Below are 13,468 nucleotides of genomic sequence, written 5' to 3'. Positions count from 1 at the left end.
ACCATGGCTGCGAGATCTGCCGTTTCGGCTCCCACGCACCGAAGGAGGTGCAACGCCGCCAACCCGAGGCGGGTGGAGAACAGAGGTCGACTCACGTCGAGCGCCTCCCGGACATTCCATCGGAGTTCTTCGGCTTCGTGTGAGGCCTGAGCCGATGTCTCCACCCGACACCACAGACTCAGAACCGATTGGAGTGCCACTTCCCATCGTTCGTCAACGACCGAGTCCTCGACCAGCGACAGCGCATGTTCTGGTCTGCCCGACAACCGGTGAGCGATGATCACCGTCTGACGCCCGTCGAAAAGACGGTCTCCGACACCGCCGAGCCGTTGGGCCTGAGTCGCGGCTTCGTCCCATCGGCCTGCCGAGGCCAGGGCCCGGAGCCCATCGCTGAGAAGAACGCTCCACAGCCACTGACAGAGCTCAGCGTGATCCCTCTCGGTTGCGGTGATGCGATCCAGGGGCAGTTCTCGGCCGTCGATCACGATGGGGCGAAGCGCGCTCGCCCCTTCGTGAAGTGCGGTGAGCATGGTGAAGGCCTCCTCACCGCTACCCGCGCGGATGCGCAACCGAGCCAGGTTCACCACGGGTTCCAGGGCGCGTCGGGCCATCATCCCGCTCAACGGAAGTCGGCGGAGGTAGTGCTCAGTGTGCTTCCAGCACCAGGTGCGGGCCAGGTCCGACCGGCCGGTGTCGGAAGCGACCAGAGCCGCCCCGTTGTAGACACGTGAAGCCGCGTCCAGCGCCTCCTGGCCGATCCGGTCACGGGTCAGGGCCGCGTCACGACTGATCATGTCCACTCGGTCCGCGAGCCGGTGGCCGGGTGGGCGAGGCCTCGGAACGAGGGGGAACAACCGTTCGAGCATCATGCGGGTTCGCCCCAGGTGACCACCAGGGAGGAACGCTCTCGCGCCATGACGCGCCGCGTCGCACTCTCCCCGGCGGGCACCGAACCGTAGCGCAGCGTGAAGTTCAACGGTTCCTCCCGGTGCGGTGCCCAAGCGGCCACGTGCGCGGCCATCTGCTCAGCTAGCACGTACCCGGCCTCGGCATGTCCGATGACACCGAGTTCGTGACGGTCCGGCTGGTCCTCCAGGGGGCGCAGGGTGAGATAGGCCAGGCCGCGCTCGACCACGGGCACCCCGGCCATATCGCCCCAGGGCAGGCCGGGTGAGACCAGGCGGCTGTCCACGGCGACCCGAGTGGCGGCCATCCGTGAGAGGCGGTTGGGCAGGTGGGTGGCCAGCCACAGCCACATCGGGTCCAGAGGCTGTCCCTTGCCGAACGTCACCCCCGACCAAACCGTTCGGGAAGGTTCGGCCAGTACTTCGTGGACCTGGGCGCGTTCGATGGCCTGGTCCTGATTGGCCTGGAGTAGCACGGAGGCATCTTCGTCCAGGGCCAGGACGGTGCGGGGATCATCGCCGATCCCGCCGCCTCGCAGCGGCATGAACGTGCACAGTCGGCTGTCGGTACTCGCCCACTGGTCGTCGTCGGCTTCGAAGACGATGGATCGGGAGACGTCCCCGGCGATGCGCACCGGGGCGATGAGCCTGCCGCCCGGCGCGAGCTGGTCCACCCAGGCGCGTGGGACGTCGTGTGAGCCGACCGTGGCGATGATCCGGTCGAAGGGCGCGCCCTCAGGATGGCCGAGGGATCCGTCACCGAGGAGGACCCGCACGTTGGTGACGCCGTTCTCCTTCAACCGGGCCCGTGCTCCGTCGGCCAGATCGGTGTCGACGTCGATGGTGGTCACCGATCCGTTCGGGCCGACCAGGTGTCCCAGGAGGGCGGCGTTGAACCCGGTGCCGGCGCCGACTTCGAGGACACGCATGCCGGGTTCCAGGGCCGCCTGTTCGAGCATCATCGCCACCACTCCGGGCTGGGAGCCGCAGCTGATCGACACGCCGTTCTCGTCGTGCTTGATGTGCACGGGCGCGTTGGCGTAGGCCTCTTCCAGGCTGGCGTTGGGAACGAAGGAATGCCGGGGTACCGATCGGAACGCGTCGGCCACAGCATCTGTCCGGATACTGCCGCTCTGGCGTAGTCGGTCGACGAGTTCTCCCCGGAGCCGGTCTGCGTCGACTGAGGAAGTGGTCGTGTGGGTGGTGTCGGTCATGACGACTTCTCTCGCGGTCGTGGTCAGGATGTGCTGGTCTCGGTAGGGCAGGCCCCACCGGTTGAAGGCGAAGATCAGGTGGTGGGCGAGCACGGATCTGATGCCTCGGGTCAGAAGGCCGCGGTTGGACAGGTCGGCCAGGGATCGGCCGGTCGTGGTGAAGGCATCCGCCCACGGGACGAGAGCTCTCAACAGGTCTGCGGCGCCGGTCCGGCCCGGGTCGGTGCGCATCAGGGAGTGCACCTGCACGCGTAGCCGGTCGTCAGGGGTGAAGGGTTCCGTGGAGGGGCGCAGCTCGGCTACGCGTGCCCACACGTCTGCCTGCTCGAACCAGTCCAGGCCCGCCCCACGCAGCAGGGCGGAACCGAGGAGCAGTGAGAGTTCGCGTCGGCCCGGCTCTCGTTCCGGGTCGGTGGAAGCGCGGTCGAGGTAGGCCAGGGTGTAGCGGCTGTCGGCCTGGAACAATCGGTGGGCGAGGGCCATACTCGCCCGACCCCCGAAGGCGAAGGTCTCCGGTTCGTAGGCGGAGTGCACCCAGCCGGACACGAGCCCTTGGGCTTGGAGTCGTTCGAGCTCGGTGTCGAGGAGATCTCCGGCTCCCGGGTCTCCGCTGTAGCGCAGCCGCCAGTGGGGGCGTTTACGGATGAACCACCACTCCCGCAGGGACGGAGAGCCATCCAGCACAGGGGGCAACCGTGCCGCCGTTTGTTCGGCCCTTTCCCAGTCCGACCAGGTGATGAGGACCTGGCCCTGTTCCTCAACCACGATCGTCCTCCGAGTCGCCGCACAACAGGAACCCGGCCCACCCGACCTCCGTGGCGGAGCAGGTCAGCGTGTGCAGGGCAAGCGCGGTTCCGGCCGCGCCCTCCAGAAGACCGATGCCGCCGCCGGTGATCAGCCCCATCGCGATCGTGCGCGGGTCGTCCTCGGCCAGGACAGGGGAAAGCAGTTCCTCGACGTGTCCGACCCCGGTGGAGTGAGCCGACAAAGCCAGGCCCGCGTATCCGTGGCACAGCGAAGCGTCTCTCATCAAAGGAGAGGTGGGGGCCGCAGCGAACTCCCGGTCGAGCACACGCCTGATCCGCTTCGTCCGGGCTTCGTCCCGCAGGGCCAGAGCACCGGCCAACTGGGCGTGGGCGACCCCGACAGCGCCATAGCACCAGGACGGTCGCCGAGGACCAACGATGTGCTCGATGCCTTCGAACTGGCCCTTGGTGATCCAGTAGGGCCACCAGACCCCATCCGCGCCGTTCTGCTGCCAGGTCTCCAGCCAGACCAGAATCCGGCCGATCGCCTCCGCGTGACCTTCAACCGCGATACCCCGACCCAAGGTCAAGGCGAGCAACGAGAGCGGACCGCTGATTCCGTGTGCCACGCCGGTGTTCGCGTGACCTCCAGGAAAACGAGGATCCTCCTTCCCGTCGAGGCCGACCGCGGTCCACCAGCCGGGGACGCGCGAGCCCTTCTCCACGAGTGGTTCGGTCAGTGCCACAAGGTAGGAGGCCATCTCGCGCAGGCGCGGGTTCTGGGCGTCGCGAGCCAAGAGCAGGGCTCCGAGCCCGGTCAGGCCTCGGATGGTGTCGAACTCCGCCAGCACCGGAAGCTCTCCAGCAGCGAGGCGTTCGTGTGCCCTCTCCAACCGGTCGGTGACGATCCGATTCACAGCCTCATCGAGCAGGGTGAGTTGCGGCCCGAACCGTGATCGAACGCTCTGAGCACGGTTCAGGACGAAGGCGAGCGCGGGCGCCCCGTAGTGCAGATGGGCTGTGGGAGAGGCGTCCACACCTTGGGCCACGGCACACTCCAACCACGCCTGCGCCCTCTCCCATGGACCGTCCCCGGTGCGGGCTCGCTCGATGTGGAGCAGTGCCACCCCGGCCGCGCCTTGGGCGAGAGACTGGGGCCACCAGCGGCCCCCGGCCCAGGCGCGCCCGTGTTCAGGGGTGGCGAGTAGATCGGCGACATGGGTCGCCACAGCGGTCGCCTTGCCGGTGGTGGAAGGCGTACTCATACGGACTTCTGACACAGTTGAAGGAGGACCTCGACCGGTCGTCCCTCGCACCATCCGGAGGCGCTGGGGGTGGGGGCTTCGGTCAGCACTGCACGGCCTTCCTTGTTCAGGTGGGTGCGGAGCAGGAACAGGTGCCCTGGTTCCTTCAAGTCCAAGCGGAGCCTCTGGTCGGCCTGCCCCAGTTCCACCGTTTCCGGAACGCCGCGCCGCCGAGCCCACGCTGTCCAGGACTGTCGCCAGCGTGGCCAGGAGGCGCTGGCAGGGGCAAGGTCCGTCGTGGTGATGCGCCAACGGGCGTTGGCCAGCACGACCCGGCCGGACCGGACCCGGGGCAGGAACGGAAGGATCGAGGCCGAGCCCCAGTCGAAACCGGTGAGCCCGGTCCTGTCGGCCCGAGGGAGTTCTGCAAGGAACCGGGCCAGGGGCGGGGCGTAGCGCAGGTTCAACGCGTGGGGGACGAACGGTTCGACACGAGTGCCGAGAGTGCGGGACCACAGGAACAGTTCGCGGCCGTCATCGCCGACCGACAGGTCCTCCACCCGCACGGCGCCCGGCCCGCTGCCCGGATACTCACCCACATGCAGAACGTGATCCACCAGCCGCGGGGTTCGAGCGATGTGGGCGCTCGCGGCCCGCACGGGAGGGAACGACAGCTGGACCGGTACGGCATCGGTGATCTGGGAGAACAGGTCGTTCCAGTCCGCCTTCGCGTTGGTGAGGTCGGTGAACCGCCCTGCCATGGTGGCCATCGCTCGGGAGGCGCCCAACACCGCCAGTCGGAAACGGCCACCTTCCAATGCCTGGAGCGAAGACGACTCCACGCGCACGTTCAGCTCGGTGTGCACCGGTAGACGCAGGTCCTGTTCGGCGGACAACTCCTCCACGAGTTCGTCCACGACGATCTCCCGCTCACCTTCCAACGCCGCGACCTGGGTTCGGGTCAGTAGCCATCGGTCGCGCTGTTGCAGACCGCTCGGGAATGAGGGGTGGTCCGGTGATCGGTGGCCGGGAGGTGGCCCCAGCCCTTCGGGACCCGTCACTTCGGCCAGGGGTACAAGGCGGTCCGCATAGCGATCAACGAAACGGTCCCGGTAACCGCGCCAGGACGGGAGACCGTCCGTGTGGGTCGAGAGCACACCGAGGAGGTGGGCGGCTCGCTCGGCTTCTTGCACGACCAGTGGAGGGAGTACGAGCCGGGCATCGATGCGCACGTCCACTGCCAGAGGTCGTGCGGGTGACAGTTCCGCGATGGCTTCCTGTGCCTTCCTCAGCAAGGCGGAATCGGTGCCGATCCGGTTGTGCGCCCGGATCGCGGAGTGAGCCTGTTCGAGGCGGGACACCTAGGGGTGGGCTTGGGGCAGAGTGTGGGCGCGTAGGGCGAAGAGGACGCTCAACAGGTACTCAAGAGGGTCCTCGGCGGTGAGGGGGACGGACACCTGAGGGTGCAACGCCCGCGCATCGAGAAGTCGAATGATCATGTGCTCGGCTTCCGTTCGAGAACCGTTCGGATGAGCACTGACGAGTTCCTGAATCAGGAACTCCCAGGTGACCGGTACCCGCGCTCTGTCCAATGCGAAACGGACCGGTGCGGTGGCACGGATCCGTACCTCCCTGGGGCTGTTTCCCGGATCCAGGCGGGCGAACTGCGGGACCACGAACTCACCATCTCGTTCGACGATGGTGTCGTCCGCTGCCAACAGTAGGCGTTCGCAGAGTTGGGGCAGCGATACGAGCTCTCTGACGACCTCCGCCACCCACACCCCACCCACCTGGGCGACGCGCTCGTGACGGGTTCCGAACCTGGCCATGGCGCGATCGGCGAACTCGGCCGGTGCCACCCCTGCGAACAACCCGAAGGGAGTGGCTCGGTACCGCATGCGGAGCACGTAGCGCAGTAGAGCCGCGGTCACCTTGCGAGCACGTCGCAGAGGGACATCCGGCACCTGCCGACCGCACAGTGCCTCGATGCCCTCCGCCAGAGCGGGGGAGGCGTGCGTGATCGCCTCCGCCACCCCCTCATCGGCCCAGATCACACGCACCCATTCGATCCATGCGACGACATCCGCGCCTGACAGGTCCGGAACCGCGGTATCCGCGAGATCGAGTGCACCGACACGCACTTGGGGGTCACCCACCACCCGCCAGGACGGGGTTTCCACAGCCATGGTTCCCGCTCTCCTCAAGGGGGGCGGGCCGGAACGGTCCGGCCCGCCCATCGACTCGCCCGATCAGTCCGAGGCGCTGGTGGCGCAAGCGCTGGGGCAGCTGGATCCGCACCCGTCGTCGGTCAGGTTGATCAGCGGTGCGGTGTCGCTGTTCTCGATCAGGCGGATGTCCAGGGTGAAGGGAGAAGAAGGGTTGTCCTGTCGAGTTTCCGGTGCAGCCTGCAAGGGTGGCTCCTTCGCCATAAGGGCTTGTGCATGGGAAACACTAGGCACCCGGAACAACCGACTGAAGGGCTTTCTCGGGTGCGAATAAATTCGCGCTACGAAATGTCATATTTCGCGTCTGAACGGAACCCTCGGGCGATTTCTTCCAGGAAAGAACGCATGCTCTCTCCTGTGAGCGCGTGCTCGTGGAAGAAGTCGAAGATCTCCCGGCTGTAGGAGACCTCCCGGGGGTCGCGTAGGGCGAGCTCCCCAGTGAAAACCTCCACGGTCACCAGACGGTCGTCGTAGAGCGTGAAGCCGTTGAGCGGACCGCTGGGCACCAGAGAATCGGAAGGCACCACAGCGATCTCCACCCCGGACAGTTCACTGAGCGAGGCGATCCGGTCCACCTGCAAGGCCATGATCGCGGGCGGGCACAATGGCCACCGCAGCGCAGCCTCGGTGAGCACGAACACGAACCGCTTACCGGTGCGGTAGAGGACCTGTTGGCGTTCCAGACGCCGGGCCAGAGCGGACTGCCATTCCGCGCCCCGGTTCACCAGCGGGTGCGCCAGAGTCTGCCGAGCGTACTCGGGTGTCTGTAGCAGCCCGGTGATCATACAGGGCAGGAAGAAGCGGATCGTGGCGGCGGAGGATTCCACGGCGGCCAGGTCACGCTGGAGCTCTCCCAAACCTCGCTGGAGCGCGGTGCGAAAACCCTGGTAGTCGGAGTTGGCCACGCGCGCCAGTTCCAGCAGACGGCTCCCGTCCTCCCCCCTGGCGGGCACACCGAGTGCGGTGAGGATGCGCTCGACGTCCACCACCGAGGGGCGGACGCGGTTGTTCTCGATCTTGCTGACCTTGGCCTGGCTCATCCCGGTGCGGGAGGCGAGACTGGCTCCGGTCAGACCGGCGGCGCGGCGCAGGCGACGTAGGGCGTCTGCCAGTTCGCCGCGCTGCCGGTCGGCGTGTTCGGGCTCAAGGGTCAAGCGGTGCGGCCTTGTAGTACTCGTTGAAGGGGACGGCGTGTTCCAGGGCCAGGTCCTTATACCGGACGTAGGGGGCGGGATCCACACCCTCCAGGAGTTCCCGGCCGATCTGGGTGCCGTCGGCAGCGTAGTGCATCAGCACCACGTGTTCGTCGTCGAAGAGCCAGAAGTCCTGCTGGGGCAGTCCGGGGTCAGGGGTGGCGGCGAAGTCAAGGATGTTGACCTCCTCTCCCGCGGCGACGCTGAAGGCGTACCCCCACTCGAACTGAAAGCGGAGATGGTCGTTGAGCGGGCTCGTGAGGGTGTGTACCCGGCGCATCCTACGGCCCGCCTCGACGTGTTCACGGACCCGGACCAGGTAGGTGTCGGTGTGCAACTCCTGGGCCGGTCGGGACACCCCGGCCAGGAACTGGCGCAGTTCATCCTCCTCCTCGGGCACGGTATAGCCGGGGAGCGTTTCGAGTCGGAACGCCTCCCGCTGGAAAGAGTGGAAGAACTCCTGCCAGGCCTCACCCTCCAAGCGCACGGGCGGCCTCCTCGATCAGGTGGGCCGGGATGCGAACGGCCACCTCTCCCTCGGAGAAGGTCAGCCCCTCGGTGGAGGTCAACAACGGCCCTTGAACGATGACGGATCCGTCTCCGCTCGTGTAGACCCCGGGACAGTCGTTACGGTTGCAATCACCAGAAAGCTTCTGAAGTGCCACGAAACAGCCTTTCCGTCCAGCACAATTCAGAATTCACGGTAGAGACTCCAGGGGTGGCGGTCAAGATTCTTGGGAGTATTCACGCCCACGAATAAAATCCTTCTCTGAAGAGAGGACCATGGGGAACGTCAGGGGACGGCACTGATCTTCACCTGCCGTGTGGCTCGCGTGGCCAGGATTGATCGACGTCGTGTTAACACCCTTCCTGTTGACCCCCTCGGAAACGATAGAGGGGTACCACCGCCGACAGCACGAGGAAGCCGAGCATCCGAGGGGCCGAGGCTCCAAGAAGCGATGGCTGCGACGGAACCATCCCCGCGTGCGCGGGGAGCAGAGGCCGGGCTCGCTGATGATGGCCCGGTTCGGGGGACCATCCCCGCGTGCGCGGGGAGCAGTGCCCGCGCCGGGCGGACCGGTTCAGGCGGGCGGGACCATCCCCGCGTGCGCGGAGAGCAGATCCGGGAGGTGTAGGTGTAGGCGCCCAGCTCGGGACCATCCCCGCGTGCGCGGAGAGCAGTCCCTGGCCGCAGCCGCTCAGATCAGCCCCCAGGGACCAGCCCCGCGTGCGCGGAGAGCAGAAGCTGGCGCGGCACCCCTTGCGGGGTCGCTGGGGACCATCCCCGCGTGCGCGGAGAGCAGTTGATTACCTTCCGAGGTAAACCCGAGGCCCTAGGACCATCCCCGCGTGCGCGGAGAGCAGCGCGAGGCGGTCGCGACGGCGGGGAGCCCGCTGGACCATCCCCGCGTGCGCGGAGAGCAGCTCCCGCCCCTGGTCCGCCTCATCAGCTTCGGGGGACCATCCCCGCGTGCGCGGAGAGCAGCGTCCACGCCCGCCTCGAAATCACCGTCCAGCGGGACCATCCCCGCGTGCGCGGAGAGCAGCCGCCCTGGTGCTGGCGTTCGGGGCGGGCATCGGGACCATCCCCGCGTGCGCGGAGAGCAGCGGCCCGGCCTGGAGCCGGTCTGGTGCGCCTGGGGACCATCCCCGCGTGCGCGGAGAGCAGACCAAATGACCTGGGAAGATTCCACTGGAAACCAGGCGATTTTGCAACTTCTCAAGAAACAGACAAATCACCCACCCGCCGACCACGCCTTCCAACTTCCTACCGGATCCCACCCTCCGAAGCAACGCCACCTGCCCCGCAGAGGCACTGGAGAGGAAAACACCGTGTCGATGTCGCGGGACTCGGTCATACAGGACATGTTCATCAAAGCGGTTCAGGACTGGCCGAGCGGTTGCCTCGACGAAGCACTACAGGAAGCGCAAATGGCCGCATGCAGCAACGGCCTGTCCCCTTCGGCATCTCTGGTAGGAGCCGGTCTCGTCCCTTCGGTGCTACTACATGAAGGCACCCAGGAGCACGACCCACTCCCCCGACCTCGATCGTGTGGGGCCCATGGGACGGCGGCCATGAGCGGGACCCCAAAACGTTGAGAAGTAGATGCGGTCCATGCTCGCGGGACCGTCGCTTCCGCGCTCACGGATGAAATTCACATCCGCACACGAGAAACCCCCTGCGAAAACGCAGGGGGCCAGGCGAGAGAACCGGGAAGAGATCAGCGTCCCACGGACTGCACCAGTGCGGTCCACTCCACCCGATCGAATCTCAGGTGCCCGGCCTCACGGTTCTGCGTGTCACGGACATCCGCACCTTGGGAGCCTTCCCGCGCCTCCAAGCAGTCATTCGATCCCCCGCTATAGCTCGACTTGTGCCACTCAGTCACTGACCAACCTCTTCACTTCTTCGCGGACGGCCCGGAGCGAGGTCTCCGGTTCCCATGCCAACCCTTGCAGACTCCCCAGCAACATCCTGCGTTGAGCGACCACCGTCGGGCTGGTCAGGATGCGCCCTTCTTCGGCGCTCTCAACGTAGGCGAGTTCTGTGGCGTCCCGCATGGTGATCACCCGGAAGGAACCCGAGTTACCAGGATGTCCAGGATGATCGGCCGGCATGATCTGTAGCGTAATGCGCCCGCTCTCTGCCAGATCAGCGAGGTAGGTAAGCTGATCCTTCGTGACACGGACTCCCCCGTACCGGCGGTGGATCAGGGTTTCGTCGAGTACCAGCCACAGCAGTGGACGCAGTGACTCCGCGAAATTCTTCGCCCTCGTAACACGCTCCTCCACGCTCTTCGCGAGTTCGTCTGGAGAGAGCCACGGCAAAGCCGTTCGGATCAGGGTGTGGGCGTAGCGCTCGACCTGAAGGTAACTGGGCAGAGCCAAGGCCTGATACTCCCATATCGCCTCAGCCTCCTGGATCGCCGTCGCGATCTCCGACAGCCAGGGAGCGCGATTGCTACCGGTCAGGTCCTCCCACAAGCGCGAGAGTCTCCCGAAGCCGATCGTCCCGTCCAGCGCCTTGCGAAGCGCGGGGGACGGCGGGGCCTTCCCTCGCTCCACGTCCGATATCTGGCTTTTGCTGCTCTGAACTCGATGAGCCAGAGCGGTTTGTGTCAGTTCCGCCTCGGTGCGTAGACGCGCCACCTCTCGGCCATAACGCAGCAGAACTTGCTTCGGTACAGGAGGCATGTTCTCAGCAGACCACATTCGCCGCACCCGCTGGAGCGATTCCGAGGAATTCCGAAGCGACCGGAACACTGCCGATGGACAGACAGCGCGCTTTACCTGCGGCTTTCCATGAGCGGACACTTCAGGTGTACCAAGTTCGCTACGCACTGGGAGCCGCCAATGCCACCCGCACCGTCTTCGGAACTTCACGAGGAAGCCGTGCTCGCTCTGCACTCCGCCTTGCGGCGTCGGGGTATCGCCGCGATGGAGGGCGATCTGCCCGGGAGCGTGTGCGTGGAGTACGCCGGTCGCCGGGTGATGGTCCGTTACGTGGACCGGCGGTGGTGGCGGCCGATGCCGGGCGAACCGGACGTCACCGTCCCCGTCGCCCGTTCCGGGGACGAGGACGTGCTCGCCCGCGATCTGGTGGCCGAACTCCTGGGGCGGCTGTGATGCCGCGCAAGCCGCTGATCTGGGAGGAATTCGCCCGGCTCACCGCGCCGCGGACCCGCGCGCTCCCGGGACCGCGCCCGGCAGAGCGGACCACGCTGCCACGACGCACTCGCGCCCAGCGCCCACCCGAAGGAGAGGACGAGAGCATGTCCCGAATCGAACCCGCCACCGTGCGCTGCGAGCGGCCCTCGACCGGCTCCCAGCGGGAGCGGGCCGATGAGCTGTTCGATGAGGTCTCCTCGGCCCTGCGCGATATTGAGGAACCCGGCGTCGATCCCGCCACGGCTCTCCGCCGAGCCGACCGGGCCTTCAACACCCTCCATGACCATCTCAAACGCGGAGGGACGCTGCCCGCCCCTTGGAACAAGGCCCGCCACCGTTAACGCGCAGAACGAGCCCCGGCCGGCATACGACCGGGGCTCGTCCTTGCACCGCCCTGCGTGCGCGGGGAGCAGCGTGCGCAGGCGCTCGGCGAGTGCCTCTTCGAGGGACCATCCCCGCGTGCGCGGGGAGCAGGCCCGAGAGGCGGAGAACTCGATGCTCGACGTGGGACCATCCCCGCGTGCGCGGGGAGCAGTTGAGCCAAGTGGGCAGGGGGCGCAGGTCGGCGGGACCATCCCCGCGTGCGCGGGGAGCAGGTGCGACGAACGTCATCGGCGCTGTCCAGGCCAGGACCATCCCCGCGTGCGCGGGGAGCAGGTACAGGCCGCGACCGTGACCCGATGCGATGAGGGACCATCCCCGCGTGCGCGGGGAGCAGTTGGTCCGCGCCGCCGATCCGACCGCCGTCCTGGGACCATCCCCGCGTGCGCGGGGAGCAGGGAAGGGCGTGTGGTCCATGGGTGGCTCCTTGGGGACCATCCCCGCGTGCGCGGGGAGCAGGACCGCTACTACTTCACCTACTACTTCACCTTGGGACCATCCCCGCGTGCGCGGGGAGCAGCAGATGGGCGCGCTCACGGTAGATGTCCATGGGGGACCATCCCCGCGTGCGCGGGGAGCAGCAGATGGGCGCGCTCACGGTAGATGTCCATGGGGGACCATCCCCGCGTGCGCGGGGAGCAGCCGGGGGGCTCCACGGTCATCGTGCGTGAGGCGGGACCATCCCCGCGTGCGCGGGGAGCAGCGTACGGCGGACGGGACCCCGGGGGGGTCGCGTCCGGGCGCATGTGCGCGGGGGGACCATCCCCGCGTGCGCGGGGAGCAGGCCGCAGGGGGCGAGGTCCTCCTCGCGCAGGGGGGACCATCCCCGCGTGCGCGGGGAGCAGCGGGCGGAGTAGGCCCCGAGGTTGCTCACTAGGGGACCATCCCCGCGTGCGCGGGGAGCAGCGCGCGGACACCGACCCCGGGGACATGCCCCGGGGACCATCCCCGCGTGCGCGGGGAGCAGTGGTCGCCACCGCCGTCCTGGCGGCCGGGGCCGGGACCATCCCCGCGTGCGCGGGGAGCAGACCCTCACCGGCCGCCCTCAGGCCTTGCGCAGGGGACCATCCCCGCGTGCGCGGGGAGCAGGAAGTCCTCTTGCTCCGGGTAGAGCACGAACGGGGACCATCCCCGCGTGCGCGGGGAGCAGAAGGCCGAGGCGGTCGCGGCCGGGATCGCGGCGGGACCATCCCCGCGTGCGCGGGGAGCAGAAGGCCGAGGCGGTCGCGGCCGGGATCGCGGCGGGACCATCCCCGCGTGCGCGGGGAGCAGAGCGCCTGGGCCTGGGCGGCGCCCAGCAGGCTGGGACCATCCCCGCGTGCGCGGGGAGCAGCGGCTCGTTGCGGACGGGCACCCGGACGCGGCGGGACCATCCCCGCGTGCGCGGGGAGCAGCGGGCCCGAAGCTGCTGGAGCACGGGGAGATCGGGACCATCCCCGCGTGCGCGGGGAGCAGGAGCATCCCGCCCAGGAACCCCGCGTACATCTGGGACCATCCCCGCGTGCGCGGGGAGCAGAGTAAATGACCTGGGAAGATTCCAATGGAAACCAGGCGATTTTGCAACTTCTCAAGAAACAGACAAATCACCCACCCGCCAACCACGCCTTCCGACTTACTACCGGATCCCACCCTCCGAAGCAACGCCACCTCCTCGGCAGAAGCACCGGAGAGGGAAGACTTGACCGGACAGAGAACGGCACTCCACTGAGAAACCCTCCTCCTCAGCCGGATCATCTCGCACTGGTGCTGGTCGGGACCGGGACGGTGACCGGATTGCCGACCGGCCGCCCTCCCCCGCGGATCGCCCACCGAGCGACCGACCGAACGAGCCCCCGACCAGCGGACACCCCGACCCCGAACACCCCGCGTGCGCCGCGCCCCGGAGGGGTCC

The 13,468-nt window shown here is 67.7% G+C and carries 9 protein-coding genes, 1 pseudogene and 2 CRISPR repeat arrays; of the genes and pseudogenes, 2 read left to right on the top strand and 8 right to left on the bottom strand.

Features of this window, described 5'->3' with window-relative positions:
• Nucleotides 1-865: 865 nt before the first annotated feature.
• From fxlM to RM479_RS16965, 8 genes and pseudogenes are all read right to left on the bottom strand, one after another.
• Nucleotides 866-2,884, bottom strand: coding sequence for a methyltransferase, FxLD system (gene fxlM, locus RM479_RS17000; RefSeq protein ID WP_311512696.1), 2,019 nt, complete (start codon nucleotides 2,882-2,884; stop codon nucleotides 866-868).
• Nucleotides 2,877-4,130, bottom strand: a complete 1,254-nt coding sequence (locus RM479_RS16995; protein ID WP_311512695.1) for a lanthionine synthetase C family protein — start codon at nucleotides 4,128-4,130, stop codon at nucleotides 2,877-2,879. The genes fxlM and RM479_RS16995 overlap by 8 nt, the downstream gene beginning before the upstream one ends.
• Nucleotides 4,127-6,295, bottom strand: a pseudogene (locus RM479_RS16990) (lantibiotic dehydratase family protein). The gene RM479_RS16995 and the pseudogene RM479_RS16990 overlap by 4 nt, the downstream one beginning before the upstream one ends.
• A gap of 63 nt (nucleotides 6,296-6,358) precedes the next feature.
• Nucleotides 6,359-6,520 carry an FxLD family lanthipeptide gene (locus RM479_RS16985; RefSeq protein WP_311512694.1) on the bottom strand — a complete coding sequence of 54 codons (162 nt, stop codon included), beginning with the start codon at nucleotides 6,518-6,520 and terminating at the stop codon, nucleotides 6,359-6,361.
• A 95-nt stretch (nucleotides 6,521-6,615) separates the two neighbouring features.
• Nucleotides 6,616-7,488: a helix-turn-helix domain-containing protein gene (locus RM479_RS16980; protein WP_311512693.1), complete on the bottom strand. Its 873-nt coding sequence runs from the start codon at nucleotides 7,486-7,488 to the stop codon at nucleotides 6,616-6,618.
• Nucleotides 7,478-8,014 carry a DUF6879 family protein gene (locus RM479_RS16975; protein ID WP_311512692.1) on the bottom strand — a complete coding sequence of 179 codons (537 nt, stop codon included), beginning with the start codon at nucleotides 8,012-8,014 and terminating at the stop codon, nucleotides 7,478-7,480. The genes RM479_RS16980 and RM479_RS16975 overlap by 11 nt, the downstream gene beginning before the upstream one ends.
• 484 nt (nucleotides 8,015-8,498) lie before the next feature.
• A CRISPR array of direct repeats spans nucleotides 8,499-9,197; the repeat unit is 29 nt; unit sequence GGACCATCCCCGCGTGCGCGGAGAGCAGC.
• A gap of 552 nt (nucleotides 9,198-9,749) precedes the next feature.
• The gene (locus tag RM479_RS16970; protein WP_311512691.1) at nucleotides 9,750-9,917 is read right to left on the bottom strand and encodes a DUF397 domain-containing protein; all 168 of its coding nucleotides are present in this window, start codon (nucleotides 9,915-9,917) and stop codon (nucleotides 9,750-9,752) included.
• Nucleotides 9,910-10,722 carry a helix-turn-helix domain-containing protein gene (locus RM479_RS16965; protein ID WP_311512690.1) on the bottom strand — a complete coding sequence of 271 codons (813 nt, stop codon included), beginning with the start codon at nucleotides 10,720-10,722 and terminating at the stop codon, nucleotides 9,910-9,912. Before RM479_RS16965 ends, RM479_RS16970 begins: the two co-directional genes overlap by 8 nt.
• A gap of 198 nt (nucleotides 10,723-10,920) precedes the next feature.
• On the opposite strand from RM479_RS16965, the gene RM479_RS16960 reads away from it, so the two are divergent.
• Together RM479_RS16960 and RM479_RS16955 are read left to right on the top strand one after the other, a co-directional pair.
• Nucleotides 10,921-11,154 carry a hypothetical protein gene (locus tag RM479_RS16960; protein ID WP_311512689.1) on the top strand — a complete coding sequence of 78 codons (234 nt, stop codon included), beginning with the start codon at nucleotides 10,921-10,923 and terminating at the stop codon, nucleotides 11,152-11,154.
• A 146-nt stretch (nucleotides 11,155-11,300) separates the two neighbouring features.
• Entirely contained in the window at nucleotides 11,301-11,537 is a 237-nt protein-coding gene (locus RM479_RS16955; RefSeq protein ID WP_311512688.1) for a hypothetical protein, read from the top strand.
• A gap of 104 nt (nucleotides 11,538-11,641) precedes the next feature.
• Nucleotides 11,642-13,093: direct repeats of the CRISPR family, unit length 29 nt; unit sequence GGGACCATCCCCGCGTGCGCGGGGAGCAG.
• Between the last annotated feature and the right edge of the window lie 375 nt (nucleotides 13,094-13,468).

The organism is Nocardiopsis lambiniae, assembly GCF_031845465.1.
In the GTDB taxonomy this organism is placed as follows: domain Bacteria; phylum Actinomycetota; class Actinomycetes; order Streptosporangiales; family Streptosporangiaceae; genus Nocardiopsis; species Nocardiopsis lambiniae.
Note: the sequence above shows the minus strand (reverse complement) of the source record. Positions and strands in the feature narration are given on the sequence as shown.

Bases quoted from the DNA above. Each gene is read 5' to 3' on its own strand.
- RM479_RS16995 (WP_311512695.1), bottom strand. From the start codon at position 4,130: ATGAGTACGCCTTCCACCACCGGCAAGGCGACCGCTGTGGCGACCCAT.
- RM479_RS16965 (WP_311512690.1), bottom strand. From the start codon at position 10,722: ATGCCTCCTGTACCGAAGCAAGTTCTGCTGCGTTATGGCCGAGAGGTG.
- RM479_RS16955 (WP_311512688.1), top strand. From the start codon at position 11,301: ATGTCCCGAATCGAACCCGCCACCGTGCGCTGCGAGCGGCCCTCGACC.